Annotated in this window: 16 protein-coding genes; 12 read left to right on the top strand and 4 right to left on the bottom strand. The window is 44.4% G+C overall.

All coding sequences use genetic code 11. From position 1 onward, the window contains the following. Positions 1-115: 115 nt before the first annotated feature. From apbC to ITG09_10995, 3 genes are all read left to right on the top strand, one after another. Positions 116-1192 (top strand): iron-sulfur cluster carrier protein ApbC, encoded by a 1077-nt coding sequence (gene apbC, locus ITG09_11005; protein ID UPR51236.1) that lies wholly within the window; start codon positions 116-118, stop codon positions 1190-1192. A gap of 258 nt (positions 1193-1450) precedes the next feature. Next, positions 1451-2092, top strand: coding sequence for a uridine kinase (udk, locus tag ITG09_11000; protein ID UPR51235.1), 642 nt, complete (start codon positions 1451-1453; stop codon positions 2090-2092). 106 nt (positions 2093-2198) lie between these two features. Next, positions 2199-4325, top strand: a complete 2127-nt coding sequence (locus ITG09_10995; protein ID UPR51234.1) for an AsmA family protein — start codon at positions 2199-2201, stop codon at positions 4323-4325. A gap of 224 nt (positions 4326-4549) precedes the next feature. On the opposite strand, the gene cobO is transcribed toward ITG09_10995, so the two are convergent. After that, a complete protein-coding gene (gene cobO, locus ITG09_10990; protein UPR51233.1) occupies positions 4550-5155 on the bottom strand; it encodes a cob(I)yrinic acid a,c-diamide adenosyltransferase in 606 nt (201 codons plus the stop codon). Between the two features lie 84 nt (positions 5156-5239). On the opposite strand from cobO, the gene ITG09_10985 reads away from it, so the two are divergent. After that, on the top strand, positions 5240-5689 hold the full coding sequence (locus tag ITG09_10985) for a low molecular weight phosphotyrosine protein phosphatase (protein UPR51232.1): 450 nt from the start codon (positions 5240-5242) through the stop codon (positions 5687-5689). Positions 5690-5798: 109 nt separating this feature from the next. On the opposite strand, the gene ITG09_10980 is transcribed toward ITG09_10985, so the two are convergent. Then, on the bottom strand, positions 5799-7346 hold the full coding sequence (locus ITG09_10980) for a SulP family inorganic anion transporter (GenBank protein ID UPR51231.1): 1548 nt from the start codon (positions 7344-7346) through the stop codon (positions 5799-5801). A gap of 258 nt (positions 7347-7604) precedes the next feature. Further along, a complete protein-coding gene (rne, locus tag ITG09_10975; protein ID UPR51230.1) occupies positions 7605-10739 on the bottom strand; it encodes a ribonuclease E in 3135 nt (1044 codons plus the stop codon). 618 nt (positions 10740-11357) lie between these two features. On the opposite strand from rne, the gene rluC reads away from it, so the two are divergent. Then, positions 11358-12302, top strand: coding sequence for a 23S rRNA pseudouridine(955/2504/2580) synthase RluC (rluC, locus tag ITG09_10970; GenBank protein ID UPR51229.1), 945 nt, complete (start codon positions 11358-11360; stop codon positions 12300-12302). 183 nt (positions 12303-12485) lie between these two features. Here rluC and maf read toward each other — a convergent pair whose 3' ends face one another. Continuing rightward, positions 12486-13067, bottom strand: a complete 582-nt coding sequence (maf, locus tag ITG09_10965; protein UPR51228.1) for a septum formation inhibitor Maf — start codon at positions 13065-13067, stop codon at positions 12486-12488. Positions 13068-13216: 149 nt separating this feature from the next. Here maf and yceD point away from each other — a divergent pair, with 149 nt between their 5' ends. The 7 genes from yceD (at position 13217) to acpP (ending at position 18104) form a co-directional block, all read left to right on the top strand. Beyond that, on the top strand, positions 13217-13744 hold the full coding sequence (yceD, locus tag ITG09_10960) for a 23S rRNA accumulation protein YceD (GenBank protein UPR51227.1): 528 nt from the start codon (positions 13217-13219) through the stop codon (positions 13742-13744). A 35-nt stretch (positions 13745-13779) separates the two neighbouring features. Continuing rightward, complete coding sequence (gene rpmF, locus ITG09_10955) at positions 13780-13950, top strand: 50S ribosomal protein L32 (GenBank protein UPR51226.1); 171 nt, start codon at positions 13780-13782, stop codon at positions 13948-13950. A gap of 9 nt (positions 13951-13959) precedes the next feature. Further along, positions 13960-14985: a phosphate acyltransferase PlsX gene (gene plsX / locus ITG09_10950; protein ID UPR51225.1), complete on the top strand. Its 1026-nt coding sequence runs from the start codon at positions 13960-13962 to the stop codon at positions 14983-14985. A gap of 5 nt (positions 14986-14990) precedes the next feature. Then, the gene (locus ITG09_10945; GenBank protein ID UPR51224.1) at positions 14991-15941 is read left to right on the top strand and encodes a ketoacyl-ACP synthase III; all 951 of its coding nucleotides are present in this window, start codon (positions 14991-14993) and stop codon (positions 15939-15941) included. A gap of 79 nt (positions 15942-16020) precedes the next feature. Further along, entirely contained in the window at positions 16021-16944 is a 924-nt protein-coding gene (fabD, locus tag ITG09_10940) for an ACP S-malonyltransferase (GenBank protein UPR51223.1), read from the top strand. A 25-nt stretch (positions 16945-16969) separates the two neighbouring features. Then, positions 16970-17704: a 3-oxoacyl-ACP reductase FabG gene (gene fabG / locus ITG09_10935; protein ID UPR53628.1), complete on the top strand. Its 735-nt coding sequence runs from the start codon at positions 16970-16972 to the stop codon at positions 17702-17704. 166 nt (positions 17705-17870) lie between these two features. Then, positions 17871-18104: an acyl carrier protein gene (gene acpP, locus ITG09_10930; GenBank protein ID UPR51222.1), complete on the top strand. Its 234-nt coding sequence runs from the start codon at positions 17871-17873 to the stop codon at positions 18102-18104. The last annotated feature ends 61 nt before the right edge of the window (positions 18105-18165 follow it).

The following is an 18165-nucleotide window of genomic DNA, read 5'->3' as shown; positions in this document are numbered from 1 at the left end:
AATACTACTTTATAACGTGTGATACGCCAAGGTATCAGACAAAGGATTCCCCTAGTTTTTTAGGGGTTCAGTCTTCATCTCGTGGGTGATAGCATAAATAAAAAAAGGAGCCCCAATGCGTAACTTTACTTCTAAGCAAGATTTCTGTTCATGGTTGAATGAGTTCGAGTCACCAATCCTCATACCAGAGTGGGCGCTACACCAAAATATTGTATCGGTTGATCCGCGTGGATCATTTGTTATCACCTTACCTTTTGCTGCTAATCAACTTGCGGTTGAATTGGAACAGTGGATCCACTCTCAGATTGAACAACAGCTTGTTAGCGCTTTTCAGTTTGAAGTAAAAGTGAAGCCGTCTGCGCTGGAAACCACTGTCGCGACACCATTGAAGGGTGTTAAGAATATTATCGCTGTGACGTCGGCAAAGGGTGGGGTGGGTAAATCGACGACTTCAGTAAACCTTGCGCTCGCGTTATCTAAGTCTGGTTCAAAAGTGGGTTTGTTGGATGCGGATATCTACGGTCCATCAGTGCCTATGATGCTCGGCCAACTAGACGCGAAACCAGAAGTACAGAACAACAAATGGATGATGCCAATCGAGGCTCATGGCATTTTCACTCACTCTATTGGCTATCTTGTGTCGAAAGACGATGCAGCAATCTGGCGTGGCCCTATGGCGGCCAAGGCTTTAGGCCAGCTTGTTAACGAAACCGTATGGCCAGAATTGGATTACCTAGTTATCGATATGCCACCGGGCACCGGCGATATTCAGCTAACATTGTCACAACAGATTCCAGTGACAGGCGCGGTTGTTGTTACTACTCCTCAAGATCTGGCGTTAGCAGACGCACGTAAAGGTGTCGCGATGTTTGATAAAGTGAGCGTGCCAGTGGCGGGCTTAGTTGAAAACATGAGCTACCATATCTGTAGTCACTGTGGTGAGAAAGAGCATATCTTTGGCGCAGGTGGTGCAGAAGCGATGTCAGAGGAGTTTTACCTCGATATCTTAGCGCAAATCCCACTGCACATTGATGTTCGTGAAGACATCGATGCTGGTTGCCCGACAGTCGTTCGTCGACCAGATAGCGAACATACTCGTCACTACCTAGAGCTTGCTGAGAATGTGGCGGCGAAAATGTTCTGGACGGGTAAAGCGAGACCAGAGGCGATTAACTTTTCTTTGGTTGAATAAAGTTGGCCACTCTCAATGTCGTGTAAATAATGGTTGGTAAGATAAATGGCTTTTTGGATTTAGGTAAATAGCCATTGGGGTTGTGCAAATAGTTGTAGGTAAGTTATTTGAAAGCAAACGATTGTATTCATTAAATGCATTGATATCATCAATTTGACTGCAATTAGCTAAAATGGCGACTAGAATCTATGTTGTTTAGCCCCTATAATCAGGCGGTTTATCTCTTCCCACCACCAAACCATATCGGGTGCAAAATTAATGTCTGATAATAATCAATGTGTCATCGTAGGTATCGCTGGCGCTTCAGCTTCAGGAAAAAGTCTGATTGCTAGTACAATTTATAATGAATTGCGCGAAAAAGTAGGCGACCATCAAATTGGTGTTATCACGGAAGATTGCTATTACAGCGACCAAAGCCACTTGAGTATGGAAGAGCGTGTTAAAACTAACTACGATCACCCAAATGCACTAGATCATGATCTTTTATGTGAACATCTACAGCAGCTAATGAGTGGCAACGCCGTAGAAGTTCCTGAATACAGCTACACAGAGCACACACGTACCTCTGAAACGACTACACTTACACCTAAGAAAGTGATCATTTTAGAAGGTATTCTGCTTCTAACAGACCCACGTCTTCGTAAACTAATGCACGCAAGTGTGTTTATGGATACACCATTAGACATCTGTCTACTACGTCGTGTTAAACGTGATGTAGAAGAGCGTGGTCGTACAATGGACACGGTACTTAAGCAATATCAAGAAACAGTGCGTCCAATGTTTATGCAGTTTATCGAGCCTTCAAAACAACACGCAGACATCATCGTTCCTCGTGGTGGTAAAAACCGTATTGCGATTGATGTGCTAAAAGCGCACATTGCGAAGTTGTTGAAGTCTTAATCGAATTAAATTTTGCCTAAGTGACTCACTTAGCTTTATTTTTTACCGAATCAGTGGCACTTTTATAGTGCCACTTTCTTTTGGAATCTAAGCAAGGAATATGCGGATGAAGAAACTACTCATTTTCATAGCTGTACCAGTGTTTGTTGTTATTGCAGCAATTCTGGCACTAGTGCTGTTAGTGAATCCCAACCAATTTAAGCCATTAATTGTCGAACAAGCCCAAAAACACACCGGCCTAGAGCTCGTGATCGAGGGTGATATCAGTTGGCAATTCTTCCCATCTATTGGCTTTGAACTTGGTCAAACTGAATTACGTAATCCTGAAGGGTTCACCCAACCAAATCTATTTAAGGTTGATACGGTTGGTGTTGATGTTTCGGTTACTCCGCTATTTAGCAACCAACTAGAGATCGGCAACATTACCCTAGATGGTGCAGAATTCTATTTAGAAACGCTCAAAGATGGTCGCAAGAACATTGATGCACTGACGCAAGCGTCAGCGCCTCAAGAATCTGAGCCTGTAGCCGATACAAGTTCTGAATCAGCGCCTGCCCCTCAAGAACAAACGACCACAGACGCATCGGGTTGGACGATCAACCTTGCAGGTGTAACTGTATCAAACGCATTGTTTGAAATGGACGACAAGCAAGCGGGTTCATTCACTAAACTATACGATGTGTCTTTGAATCTTTCTGAGTTTGCCGTTGATACATGGACAACCGCGACATTTGCGGCTTCTGGTGAGAACAATCAACAGAAGTTCTCTGCAGAAGGCAGTACAGAATTCAAGTTAGCTGAAGGCTTCGCAAGTTACGCACTTCGCAATATTGACCTAAACGCTAAGTTCAATGATCCTGCGACGTCGATTGAATCTGCAAAAATTGGTTTGAACACGTTTGAGTTCGATAAGGTAAACCAACTTACTTATGCTGTAGTTGGTAACGCCGCAGGCCTTGACCTTGATCTTAAAGGTGGCGGTGAACTTACGGTTGATGGCGCGATTTCAAAAGTAACGCTGAACAAATTAACGTTAGACTCAACATTTAAAGGCGACACGCTTCCTCAGTCTCCAATGAAAGTAGATATGTTGTCTGACCTAAGCTTTGATCTAACTAAGAGCCACTTGATCTTTGTGTTAGAGAAGCTGCAAGCTAACTCTATTGCGTTAGATGGTAAAGCCGACGTAACGTTATCTGAAATACCCAAAGTTCGTTTTTCTCTTCACAGCCCTAACATTGATTTAGATGAATTTTTAGGTTTAGGTAACCCAACAGAAACTGCGAGTACTGCGCCTTCAGATTCTGCTGGTGGTTCAACGTCAAATGCTGGCAGCTCGACTCCAGCGAAAGAAGTCGAACCGGATCTTTCGGCACTGAAAACGCTCGACGTGAAAGGTGACATCACGATTGATAAGTTCAAAGCGAACAACGCGAAGATGCAGAATGTTAAAACAGCATTTTCTGTTAATCGTGGTATCGCGGAGCTAACCTCATTTACATCGAATCTCTACGATGGGTCTATCTCTGCAACAGCTCGATTAGATGCACGTAATACACCGGCGACTTACACCGCTAAGAAGAAAATCAAAGGTGTGAAAGTTCAGCCGTTACTGGTTGATGTCGCTGAAAACAATATGCTAGAAGGTACTGGTAATATCGATGTTGACGTCAAAGGTAAAAGCTTGACACCAACAGGAATCAAACAGAACTTAGTCGGTACGATTGCGATTAATTTCGAAGATGGTGCGGTGAACGGCATTAACGTTGCTCAACTGATTCGAGAAAACTACGCGAAGATCAAAGGCGAAAAAGTCGAAAGCAAAGATGAAGCTCAAAAAACTGATTTCAGTGCAATGAAAGCAACACTGAAAGTAGATAAAGGTTGGGTTTCAACGAACGACCTATCGGCACAGTCGCCACTGTTACGTGTGACTGGTCAAGGCAAAGCAAACTTCATCAATGAAACGGTCGACTTCCTAGTAAGAACATCAATTGTTGGTTCATTAGAAGGTCAGGGTGGTAAGAACATCGATGACCTGAAAGATGTGACGATACCTATTAAGGTGACAGGCCAGTGGGCTGATCCGAAATTTGCGCTCGTTTTTGATGACGTGTTGAAACAAAAAGCACAGAAAGAGATCGACCGTGGAGTGAATAAGCTAACGGATAAGATCAAAGACGAGAAGACTAAAGAAGCGGTTGATGGTTTATTGAAAGGTTTCTTTAACTAATTTTTATCTGACTCGCTTATAAAAGAAGCGCCATTCCTACTGTAGGGATGGCGCTTTTGTTTGGATGCTTACAATACTTTCGAGAGATTACCTATGACACTCGTCCCTCGTTCTAGGGGATAATGACGATCGGTGCTCGTCCTTTATTTAGGGGAGTAACACTGAAGAGTCGTCATCCTCGAGAGGGAAGAATGACCGAGTCGGGGATCTCTAGTTGAACGTGATTACCAGTCGACACCTTGCAGTGCTTTAACACCGGATTCGAAAGCGTGCTTCACGTTACGAACTTCAGATACCGTGTCCGCCATTTCTGTCAGAGTTCGATGCGCACCACGACCGGTAATGATCACAGATTGCATTTTCGGGCGGTTGTTGAGAGCTTCTACCACTTCATCTAATTCGATGTAGCCGTAACTCACCATATAAGTCAGCTCATCAAACAGAATCACGTCAATGGACTCATCAGCCAGCATACGCTGACATTCTTTCCAGATACGTTGTGCTGCTTCAATATCTTTTGTTTTGTCTTGGGTTTCCCAGGTAAAGCCAGTTCCCATGACTTGGAATTCAACATCCAACTTTTGGAGAACGTTCTTTTCGCCGTTATCCCAAGTTCCTTTCACAAACTGAGCGACCGCACATTTCTTACCGTGACCTACAGCACGAGTAATGGTGCCAAACCCTGATGTTGATTTACCTTTACCGTTACCAGTGATAACCAACAACAGGCCTTTCACTTCTTGCGCGGCTGCGATACGTGCATCGACTTGTTCTTTTACTTTCTGTTGCCTTGCTTTATGGCGTTGCTCTTTGTTGTCTTCAGTCGACATAACAAATCCTTTTAAGTTGTGATTGCACCTATCATAGCCTAACTTAACCATAGCAAAAACCATCGGAAGAACAGGTGATTACGAATGAAGAAGATACTCGTTGTTTGCATGGGTAATATTTGTCGCTCGCCAACAGGTGAAGCAGTATTGAGGAAGAAAGCTAATCAACTAGAACTAGACGTAATTGTAGATTCTGCAGGGACGATTGGCTTTCATCAAGGTAACCCACCAGACTCTCGTTCAAAGTCAGCAGGTGAGAAACGTGGTTACAGCTTCAAAGGCATTACGTCACGCAAAGTCGTGATGAATGACTTTGAAGACTTTGACCTAATACTCGCGGCTGATAAGGCAAATTTGGATGATTTAATGAGCCAGTGTCCGGTTCACCTCCAATACAAGCTTGCGTTATTCTTGAGCTTTGGAGAGTCACAATATCAAGAGATACCCGATCCGTATTATGGCGAAGGGAATGGTTTTGAGTTGGTTTTGGACTTAATTGAAGAGTCTAGCGAAGCGATATTGCGATCTATTTAACGCCGAAGCTATGTTCCGTGTTTCCGCAATAGATATAAAACGACAGGTATAAAAAAGGCCGACATTCAATGTCGGCCTCTCTAAATCTAACGGTAAGCGATGGCTAAAATTACTTAGACATTACTTTGTAGATTGGGTCTTCTGCAACGTTCGCTTCAACTAAGCTACCCGCTTTGTGCAGCATAGCAACACAGTCTTGGCTTAAGTGGCGAAGGTGAAGTGTTTTACCTAATGCCGCGTAGCGGTCAGCTATCGTGTCGATCGCTTCAATTGCAGAGTGGTCAGTAACGCGTGAGTTTGCGAAATCAACGATTACATCTTGTGGATCGTTGTATGCGTCAAACAACTCTAGGAAGTTAGCGGTTGAACCAAAGAAGATTGGGCCGTTAACTTTGTATTCTTTAGAGCCTTCAGCGTTTACTGATGTATCTGCGTAAATGTGTTTAGCATGTTGCCAAGCGAACATTAACGCTGAAGCCACAACACCCACACCAACAGCGACCGCAAGGTCGGTTAGTACGGTTACTACGGTAACAAGAACGATAACGAAGAAGTCTTGCTTAGGAACGCGACGCGCAAGCTTGAAGGTTGCCCATTCAAATGTACCGATAACAACCATGAACATTACGCCCACAAGTGCTGCTAGAGGAATCATTTCAATCAGTGCAGAACCGAACAGGATGAACATCAGTAGTGCAACTGCCGCTACGATACCTGAAAGACGACCACGACCACCTGAGTTTACGTTGATCATCGATTGACCGATCATCGCACAACCACCCATCGCACCGAATACAGAACACGTTACGTTAGCCATACCTTGACCAACACATTCACGGTTAGATTGACCACGAGTGTTTGTCATTTCGTCTAGTACTGTCAGTGTCAGCAGAGATTCAATCAGGCCGATAGCCGCAAGGATAATTGCGTAAGGCAGGATGATCTGTAGTGTCTCGAAAGAAAACGGAACAGCAGGAATTGAGAATGTTGGTAGAGAGCCCGCTAGCGTAGCTGCTTCGTCACCAGACATGGTACGTAGGAAGTCGACAACAGTGCGAGTTTCAAGGTCAAGACCCACAACCAAAGCCGTTACTGTAACAATAGCAACCAATGAAGATGGTACTGCTGTTGTTAGCTTAGGTAGAAAGTGGATGATAGCCATTGTAAGGGCTACTAGACCCAGCATTAGTGTCATTTGACCGCTTGGTAACCAAGTTAACGCACCTGTTGCGTCTGGCGCTTTAAATTGACCAAGCTGAGCTAGGAAGATAACAATTGCCAAACCGTTCACGAAACCAATCATTACTGGGTGTGGAACGATACGGATAAATTTACCTAGTTTAAATACACCCGCTGCAATTTGAAGAAGGCCAGCCAGCATAACGGCTGCGAATAGGTATTGAACGCCATGAGTTGCCACTAGGCTCACCATTACAACGGCCATTGCGCCAGTTGCACCAGAAATCATACCTGGACGGCCGCCAAAGACAGAAGTGATTAAACCTACGATGAATGCTGCGTAAAGACCAACCATTGGGTCAACGCCTGCAACAAAGGCGAATGCTACGGCTTCAGGTACCAGAGCTAGGGCTACTGTAAGACCTGAAAGCACGTCATTCTTTACAGAGTGCTTTGAAAATTTTGGGAATTCGAACATGTTTGCTCAGCTATGCTTAAGATGGATTTACCGACACAGGTGTATTGCGTAGCCAAACAGTGATGGAAAAGAGCGGCAATAGCGAAGTGTCGAAAAGATAAGTGCGCGAATGCTACCCAAAAATGTGATTAAGTTCAAGGTTGAACCTAACTTTGAGTAATATATCTGTTAATTTCTATTCGATTAGTAGATATGAAAAAGGCTGCTTTAATAAGCAGCCTTTGATTCTATTTACTTGTGATTATCTATCAGTAATCGCTAGTAGTTTGGCTTAGTCATACCTGCGCCAGCTTGGTTCGACGCTGCCTGACTGCCTGCACCTTTCGGTACAAAACGCTCAGTGCGGAACGGAGCTGCAACAACTTCAATCTCTTTGATCTCTTGTGGACCAGGAGCTTTAGTCATTGGTGAGCCGGCTTGCTTCTTAGCAACAGTTGCCTTCGGTGCCGCTTTAGGAGCTTCTGCTTTTACAACAGGTACTTCTTCAAATTTTGCACTTTCAGCTTGAGGTGCTTCAGCTTCAACAACTGGTGTTGTTTCTGCTTGCACAGCTTCTGTTACAACAGGCGCTTCAACTTTCGTCGCTTCTACAATCACTGGAGCTTCAACTTTCGCAGCCTCAACGACCACTGGTGCTTCTTCAATGATTGCAGGAGCTTCAGTAGCCACTTCTTCAGCAATAACAGCATCTTCACGACGGATGATAACTTTACCCATAGCAAGCTCTGGACATGCAAATCCGCCAGCCATAGCTACGTTGCTTTGTGGTGCCGTCTCTAAAGTATCATTCTGTTCTTGAACAGGTGTTTGAGTTTCAGCTGCTACTTGAACTTCAGCCACTTCAGGTTTTGTCTGCTTGTGGTGAGGTTTTGGAATGAAGCGAGGCATCACTTTACCCATAGCCATCTCAGGAGAAGCTACTCCACCTTTACGAAGGCGGAATGGGTTAGGGCGGCGATCACGACCGCGACGACGACGTTGCCCACTTGCACGTAGGTGACGTGGAGAACGACGGTTACGACGTTGTTTCGGCTCTTCCTGTTCAGTTTGCTCTGTATTCGCTTGAGTTGCTTCTACTTGTTCTGCAACTTTCTGCTCTTGAGCTACTGACTGTTCTTTTGAAACAGATAGTTCTTTCGAAGCGTTGTCTTCAGCTTGAGCTTGTTGGTCTTTAACACGAACTTGCTTGTTCAGCTTACGACGCTGGCGACGCTCTTTAATCTTAGCTGCTTTCGCTTCAGGCTTAGCCTTAGGCGCTTCCGGTTTACCAGCTTGTGCTTCTGCCGCTAGCTGTAGGCCTTCTTCTGCTAATTTAGATGGAGCTTGGTCTTCTTGTTGCTTCTGCTCTTCACGTGGCTTGTTGCGACGATCTTGCTTAGGCTTGCGAGGCTGACGAGTTTGCTGTGGAGCTGCTTCTTTTTGCTCTTCAGGCTTCTCATCACGTACAGGCTTACGACGGCGTTTGTTGTCACGGTTTTCGTTACGATTGTCACCACGCTCGCTGCGCTCATTACGTTCACCGCGCTCACCACGTTGGTTACGACGGCGATTGTCGTTACGATCACGGCGTTGACGGTTGCCGTTGTTGCGGTTGTTCTTAGGCTTCTCTTCTTCTTTCTTCTCTTCTTCTTTCTTCTCTTCTTGAGTTGAAGATCCAAATAAGAAGCTACCGATAGCTTTGAAGAAACGACCAATTAGACCTGGTTCTTGCGTTGCTGCAGCTGGTTCAACTTTCTTCTCTTCAACAGCTTTAGGGGCTGGAGCCGGAGTCGGTGCTGATTGAGCTGGAGCCGCGAAACCTTTCAGAGCTGGCTCTTCGATCTTCTTAGGACGAATAGTCTGTTCTGCTGGTTCTTTGCTTTCCGCTTCTTTTAGAGCTTCTAGCTTGCTAGGCAGTAGGTAAGACAGTAGATCGAACTCTTCACCTTCACGTACACGGATAACCTCAAAATGCGGCGTTTCCATGTCAGAGTTAGGAACAACAGTGATCTTAACTTCTTGGTTCTTCTCGATGTGGTTTACTGAGCGACGTTTCTCGTTCAATAGGTAAGAAGCGATAGGAACAGGTACTACAGCAAGAACTTGCGCTGTGTTGTCTTTTAGTGCTTCTTCTTCGATCAGACGTAGAACAGATAGTGCTAGCGATTCGTTATCACGAACAACACCAGTACCTGTACAACGAGGACAAATGTGGTGGCTTGCTTCTGCTAGTGATGGGCTCAAACGTTGACGAGACATCTCTAGAAGACCAAAGCGAGAAATACGACCAATCTGAACTCGTGCACGATCTAAACGAACAGCATCACGTAGACGGCTTTCTACTTCGCGTTGGTGGCGAACCGGAGTCATATCGATAAAGTCGATAACAACAAGACCACCTAGATCACGTAGACGTAATTGACGTGCAATTTCATCGGCTGCTTCTAAGTTAGTGTTAAGTGCTGTCTCTTCGATATCGCCGCCCTTTGTTGCACGAGCAGAGTTGATATCGATAGAAGTCAGAGCTTCTGTTGGGTCGATTACGATAGAGCCACCAGATGGAAGACGAACTTCACGTTGGAAAGCAGATTCAATCTGGCTTTCAATCTGGTAATGGCTGAATAGTGGCACTTCACCATCGTATTTCTTAACGCGATTCATGAAATCTGGGCGTATTAATTGAATGTGCGCTTGTGCACGTTCAAAAATAGTGTTGCTGTCGATTAGAATCTCGCCAATATCACGACGTAGATAGTCACGAATCGCGCGAACGATAACGTTACTTTCTTGGTGAATAAGGAAAGGAGCTGCATTTGAATCAGAAGCTTGCTTGATAGCGCCCCAGTGATTCAATAGAACGTTTAAGTCCCACTCTAGCTCTTCTGCACTTTTGCCAACACCCGCTGTACGCACGATTAAGCCCATGCCTTGAGGTAGCTCAAGAGTGCTTAATGCGGCTTTCAGTTGAGTGCGTTCATCACCTTCGATACGACGAGAAATACCGCCAGCACGAGGGTTATTAGGCATAAGAACTAAGTAACTACCAGCCAAAGAGATGAAAGTTGTCAGTGCAGCGCCTTTGCTACCACGTTCTTCTTTCTCAACTTGTACGATTACTTCTTGTCCTTCTCTTAGCACTTCTTTAATGCTAGGGCGGCCTTGGTATGTATAACCTTCAGGGAAGTATTCGCGGGCAATTTCTTTAAGAGGGAGGAAACCGTGACGTTCTGCGCCGTAATCAACAAATGCCGCTTCTAGGCTTGGTTCAATACGGGTAATACGTCCTTTGTAGATATTCGCTTTCTTTGACTCGTGACCTGGACTTTCGATATCTAGATCGAACAGTCGCTGGCCATCAACCAAAGCGACACGCAACTCTTCTTTTTGAGTTGCGTTAATTAACATTCTTTTCATTTAGAAATTCTCATTGTCTTTTCTTATTTTCATCATTGTTCTTATCGCTTTATTTCGTTTCTCATGGTGCCAGATCCCATGGCTTTATCGGTGCAGCCTCCCGGCTGGAGAGGGATGCTCTGGGGCACGTCAGTCATCATAGGAAGTTAGCCTATGATCCGCGATGTGGCGGTGAATACTCAACATGAGCGTACGTGAGTAGAGCGATAAGGAACTCAGTTGACCGTGTCTTACGCCGATTGCAGCACTGTCTAATCTGAGTTATCTACTCATTTACTTGCTTATGAATGGTTAGCTGTTTAAATAATAGTCAAACCACTAATAGCAGCTGTGAACTATAGCAGCGGTCGGTAAACACAGCAATCTGCTTTGTCGGAATGCTGTAAAAAAAACAGTTTTTGTTTGGGTTTTGATAGCTCTAACTCACTGTCTATAAATAATTTATCAATTGATATTTTAATTTGCAGGAATCTTGGTGCTTTTTTGTTCGAAGAATCAAAGAAATATAGAACTTCAATGACCATTTTGGGATAAATCGGTAAGGATTAGGGATAAATAAGTTTGGAATAGGGCTAAGAAAATATCAATTATCAAAAGTGACAGTGATACAATAGTGTAATGAGCGAAATTAGAACCCAAGTCCAATTCGTCGACATTGACGAAGATATGGCTGGTCAGCGTATTGATAACTTCTTACGCAACCAATTAAAAAACATCCCGAAAAGCATGATTTACAGAATCGTGCGTAAAGGCGAAGTCCGCGTAAACAAAAAGCGCATCAAGGCTGAGTACAAACTAAAAGCTGGCGATTTAGTTCGTATCCCTCCGGTCACTATCGAAGAGAAAACAGAAGAGAACGTACCAAGCACGAAACTCAACAAGGTTTCAGAATTAGAACAATGCATCATTTATGAAGATGATCACATGCTGATTTTGAACAAACCGTCGGGCACTGCGGTTCATGGTGGTAGTGGGCTGAAGTTTGGCGCAATCGAAGCATTGCGTGCTCTTCGACCTGATGCTCGTTTTCTAGAGTTAGTGCACCGTATCGATAGAGATACGTCAGGCATTTTGCTTGTTGCTAAGAAGCGCTCGGCGCTAAGACACCTTCAAGCACAGTTCCGTGAAAAAACGGTTCAAAAATACTACTTTGCTTTAGTCATGGGCGAATGGAAGAACAGCTGTAAAGTCGTCAACGCGCCTTTGTTAAAAAATGAAGTGAATAGCATTGTACGAGTTAACCCAAATGGTAAAGCCTCTGAAACCCGCTTTAAGGTTTTGGAGAAATTCCAAGAGGCGACGTTGATTCAAGCTAGCCCAATTACAGGTCGTACACACCAAATTCGTGTGCATGCTCAATACACTGGCCACCCAATTGCTTGGGATGACCGCTACGGTGATCGTCGTTTCGATGCTTATACGGGTAAAGTAGGACTGAATCGTCTGTTCTTACATGCAGCCAATATCAAGTTTACCCATCCGGGTAGTGAAGAGAAGATGGATATCTCGGCGCCAATGGAAAAAAGGCTAGAGAGAGCACTCACAGGTTTGCGTAAGCTTTAATTTCTAAAGATACGAGATACGAAAAGAAAGAAGGCTTTCTGAATTAGTTATCAAGTATCTACAAATAAGAAAGGTTGACGAATATCGTCAACCTTTTTTGTTGGGTGGCTATTCCTGTATTCCCTAGACTGACGAAGGAAGGAGTAGGGAGTAGGGAGTCTCTGTCAATGTGGTAAGCGCTAGTTAAAGCACGCTCATCCCTTGGGTATCTAACATATCGACCAAGTCGATCAGTGGTAAACCGATTAAGGTGTTCGGATCTTTGCCTTCCATCTGCTTAAATAACGCAATACCTAACCCTTCACACATAAAACTGCCCGCGCAGTAATAAGGCTGTTCTTTCTCAACATAAGAGATGATCTGCTGTTCGGTTAAATCACGGAAATGCACAACAAAGGTGTCGAGACGCGTGTCAGCTTTATTGGTTTCGCTGTTCCAAACCGAAAGGCCAGTATAAAAAGTAATGCTCTTGCCGCTTTGACGAGATAATTGTTCGATCGCTTTTTCTCGAGTATGAGGCTTACCAATGCTCTCTCCGTCAATGACACAAACCTGATCAGAACCAATGACTAAGCTAGGTTGCTCGACAGCACAAGACTTAGCTTTGGTTTCAGCAAGGCGCATCACCAACTGTTGCGGTGTCTCCTCTGGAAGCGGCGTTTCATCGCAGTCTGGCTTGGCTGTAATGAAGCTTAACTGTAGTTTTTTGAGGATCTCTTGCCTAAATGGTGATGTAGAGGCTAAAACTAGTTGGTAATTTCTCATTTTAATTTACAATTCAAGGAAGCATTTATCTCAGGATAACGTAACTTGTCCTGCTATTCATAATGCTCTGAATAGGAAAGGCAGGAAAGTACATTTTTTTTGCCATTTCCTTTGACTAAACACGATTTGGAAGATAAGATTCGCGCCCTATGCAAAAGGAAAAAATACCGCGTACAGTTGATCCGGCAAGAACGGCTCAAAAACGACTCGATATGAATGGCATCATTCAGGTCAGTCTTTTAAAGCGTTTAACCGAAGCAACTGAAGGCGTAAAACGTGACGCGCAAGTCTCAATGTCATTTGGGCTTGATGAACAACGATTAGTCGTTATCTCTGGTAAAGCTAACGTCGAAGTCGATTTAGAGTGTCAACGTTGTAATGAGGTTTTCGCACATGAGTGCGATGTCCAATTTACTTATACTCCTGTTTACAGCGAGAAAAGTGAAGAGGAAGCACCGGAAGAGTACGATTTGGTAGATCTGAACGAGTACGGTGAGTTAGACCTGATTCAATTAGTTGAAGACGAGTTCATCCTTGGATTGCCTCAAATAGCAATGCACGACGATGCGAAATGTAGCGTTAACTCAAATAACTTGGTGTTTGGTGAACTTCCTGAAGAAATTGAGGAAGACAAAAAGCCGAATCCATTTGATGTTTTAAAAAGCTTAAAGAAGTAATTGCTTCTTTAAGAATTTACATAGGAGTAGGGTCAATGGCCGTACAAAAGAGCAAGAAATCACGTTCAATGCGTGGCATGCGTCGTTCACACGATGCGCTAACTACAGCTGCACTTTCTGTAGACGCAACTTCAGGTGAAACTCACCTACGTCACAACGTGACTGCCGAAGGTTTCTACCGCGGCAAAAAGGTTATCAACAAGTAAGGTTGACCTTTGCAAAATCTAACCGTTGCGCTTGATGCAATGGGCGGGGACTTCGGTCCTCGTGTAACAGTGCCTGCCGCCGTGCAGGCACTGTCGTATTTCCCAGAGCTAAAAGTCATTCTCATAGGTGATCGAAACGCGATCACATCTCAATTATCTTCATTAGGTCGAATGCCTGATTCTCGTTTGAGTATCCAGCATTGTGATCGAGTCATTTCCAATTCTGAAAAACCTTCACTAGCCTTACGTAATAGTCAGGGTAGCTCTATGCGTGCCGCTATCGATCTGGTTGCCGAATCACAGGCTGATGCTTGTGTGAGTGGTGGTAACACTGGCGCACTGATGGCTTTATCCCGTTTCAGACTCAAGCTTCTTCCCGGTATTGATAGGCCTGCATTAGTTTCAGCCTTGCCTACTGCATCCGGAAATCGCACATGGATGCTTGATTTAGGGGCGAACGTTTCTAGTGACGCAGATTCACTCTTTCAGTTTGCTGTCATGGGCAGTGCATTAGCCGAACAACATTTAGGTCGCGCACCACGTGTCGCTATCTTGAATATCGGCGCAGAAGAAATTAAAGGTAATGACCTGGTAAAACGATGCGCTGAAATGTTGTCTAATACTCAGTCTGTGAACTTCATAGGCTATATTGAAGGTAATCAATTACTTCAAGATGCTGCTGATGTCGTCGTATGTGATGGTTTTGTGGGCAATGTCTGCTTAAAAACGTGCGAAGGTACAGCTCAGCTCTTTATTGATAAGCTAAAAACGCGCATGATGGCTTCAACAATAAAGGGTTGGATAGCCAGAATGCTGTTTTCTGAGCTATTTACTGAATTAAAAACCTTGAACCCCGACCAGTATAACGGCGCAAGTTTGTTAGGATTGCGCGGCATTGTCATTAAAAGTCATGGAAGTGCTGATGTGTCTGCAGTCGTCAACGCGATTGGTGAAGCAGTACACGAGGTCAAACGACAAGTCCCCAGCCGCATTAGCGATCGTTTGGAAGCGGTTTTACTCGAGAGGCATTATTAGTCTTCATGTATAGCAAAATTTTAGGTACTGGCAGCTACTTGCCATCTCAGGTGCGTACTAACGCAGACTTAGAGAAAATGGTAGAGACTAGCGACGAGTGGATCGTTGCTAGAACTGGTATTAAAGAGCGTCGTATTTCAGCGGAAAATGAAACCGTTGCGGATATGGCGTTTTACGCTGCTGAAAATGCCATTGAAATGGCAGGTATCGACAAAGAAGAGATTGATTTAATCATCGTTGCGACAACCAGCAGTAGTCACACATTCCCGTCTTCGGCATGTCAGGTACAAGGCAAGCTTGGTATCAAAGGCTGTCCTGCGTTTGATTTGGCTGCAGCGTGTTCTGGTTTTGTCTACGCACTGTCTGTTGCTGATCAACACATCAAGACTGGCATGTGTAAGAACGTTTTGGTAATTGGTGCTGATGCACTGTCAAAAACCTGTGATCCGACTGACCGCTCTACTATCATTCTATTTGGTGATGCAGCAGGCGCGGTGGTTGTAGGCGCAAGCGAAGAGCCAGGTATTTTGTCTACTCATATTTACTCTGACGGTAAGTATGGTGAGCTTCTAAGCCTAGAAGTACCAGAGCGTGGTGGTGATGCAGACAAATGGCTGCACATGGCGGGCAACGAAGTATTTAAAGTGGCGGTAACTCAGCTTTCTAAGCTAGTTAAAGACACATTAGCTGCGAACAATATGGATAAGTCAGAGCTGGATTGGTTAGTTCCACACCAAGCGAACTACCGTATTATCTCGGCAACGGCTAAAAAGCTGACAATGTCGCTTGATCAAGTAGTGATTACTCTTGATAAGCACGGCAACACTTCAGCAGCTACCGTACCAACGGCCCTAGATGAGGCTGTTCGCGACGGGCGAATTAAACGTGGTCAAACGCTTCTACTTGAAGCATTTGGCGGCGGCTTCACTTGGGGTTCTGCATTAGTTAAATTCTAACCCCAAGCGATAATCAATAAACAAGGCACATACTTATGTGCCTTATTCAATTTTTTGCTTTGCTTAAAGGAAAATTACAATGAGCAAGTTTGCTATCGTATTCCCAGGCCAAGGCTCTCAAGCTATCGGTATGCTTGCTGACCTAGGCGAACAGTATGATGTTGTTAAACAAACATTTGCTGAAGCTTCAGAAGCACTTGGTTACGATCTATGGGCATTGGTTCAAGATGGTCCAGTAGAAAATCTAAATGAAACTTTCCGCACTCAACCGGCTCTATTAACAGCGTCTGTTGCAATTTGGCGTGTATGGCAAGAGCTTGGTCTAGAGCAACCTGCAAACTTAGCAGGCCACAGCCTAGGCGAATACTCTGCACTCGTATGTGCGGGCGTTATCGATTTTAAAGAAGCGATCAAGCTGGTTGAACTACGTGGTCAAGTGATGCAAGAAGCAGTACCAGCGGGTGTTGGTGCAATGTACGCAATCATCGGTCTAGATGATGAAGCGATTGCTAAAGCGTGTGAAGAAGCGGCGCAAGACGAAGTTGTGTCTCCAGTTAACTTTAACTCTCCAGGCCAAGTTGTTATCGCAGGTAACAAAGCGGCAGTTGAGCGTGCTGGTGCACTATGTAAAGAAGCGGGCGCTAAGCGTGCACTTCCTTTACCTGTTTCTGTGCCATCGCACTGTGCACTGATGAAACCTGCAGCAGACAAGCTAGCGGTTGCTCTAGAAGCTTTAGAGTTCAACACGCCAGCATTGCCTGTTATCAATAACGTTGATGTTATTGCTGAAACAGACCCTGCAAAAATTAAAAACGCACTTGTTCGTCAGCTATACAGCCCAGTTCGTTGGACTGAGGGTGTACAAGCGATGAATGAGCAAGGCGTTGAGAAGCTACTTGAATTAGGCCCTGGTAAGGTTCTTACTGGTCTAACAAAACGAATCGTAAAAACTATGACAGCTGCTGCAGTTAATGACACTGCATCACTAGAAGCTGCTAAGTAAATAACCACTTAATAGAGAAGTTATGATGAATTTAGAAGGCAAAGTTGCACTCGTTACAGGCGCAAGCCGTGGCATAGGTCGTGCAATCGCTGAACTTTTAGTTGAGCGTGGTGCTAAAGTTATCGGTACTGCTACATCTGAAGGCGGCGCAGCTGCAATCAGCGAGTACCTAGGTGAGAACGGTAAAGGTCTTGCTCTTAATGTAACTGATACTGACTCAATTGCTGCTACACTGAAAACCATCAACGATGAATTCGGTGCGATTGACATTCTAGTTAACAACGCCGGTATCACTCGTGATAACCTACTTATGCGTATGAAAGACGACGAATGGAATGACATCATCGATACTAACCTAACGCCTATCTTCCGCATGTCTAAAGCTGTATTGCGTGGCATGATGAAGAAGCGTCAAGGTCGTATCGTAAACGTTGGTTCTGTAGTAGGTACTATGGGTAACGCTGGTCAAGCTAACTACGCAGCTGCAAAAGCAGGCGTAATTGGTTTTACTAAATCAATGGCACGCGAAGTTGCGTCTCGTGGCATTACAGTCAACACTGTAGCGCCTGGTTTCATCGAAACTGACATGACTAAAGCGCTAAATGATGACCAACGTTCAGCAACTTTGGCGAATGTACCAGCAGGTCGACTAGGTGACCCTCGCGAAATCGCTGAAGCTGTGGTATTTTTGGCGTCACCTGCGGCAGCTTATATCACAGGTGAAACACTTCACGTCAATGGCGGTATGTACATGGTGTAAATTATGTGCAACATTTGTGCATGATTTAAGTCAAGATCATACGTAATTTCGGTTAAAATCGTGAAAATTGTGGTTTGACCAGAAAAGTTGACCTTGCAACTTTCAATAGATTGAATAAACTACGGAAAACATCGCATAAAGCGAACTCTGTAAAGGAAAAGAAAAAATGAGCAACCTCGAAGAACGCGTAAAGAAAATCATTGTTGAACAGCTAGGTGTAGACGAAGCTGAAGTTAAAAACGAAGCTTCTTTCGTTGATGACCTAGGTGCAGATTCTCTAGACACAGTTGAGCTAGTAATGGCTCTAGAAGAAGAATTCGACACTGAAATCCCAGATGAAGAAGCTGAGAAAATTACTACTGTTCAAGCAGCTATCGATTACGTAACTAGCGCTCAGTAATAATCTCTCCCAGGCGGTCACCTCGACCGCCTGTGTTTTATCTAACTCATCTATCCTCATC

The organism is Vibrio cyclitrophicus, assembly GCA_023206055.1.
In the GTDB taxonomy this organism is placed as follows: Bacteria; Pseudomonadota; Gammaproteobacteria; order Enterobacterales; family Vibrionaceae; genus Vibrio; species Vibrio cyclitrophicus_A.
The sequence above is the reverse complement of the archived record's forward strand: the minus strand, read 5'-3'. Positions and strand labels throughout refer to the sequence as shown.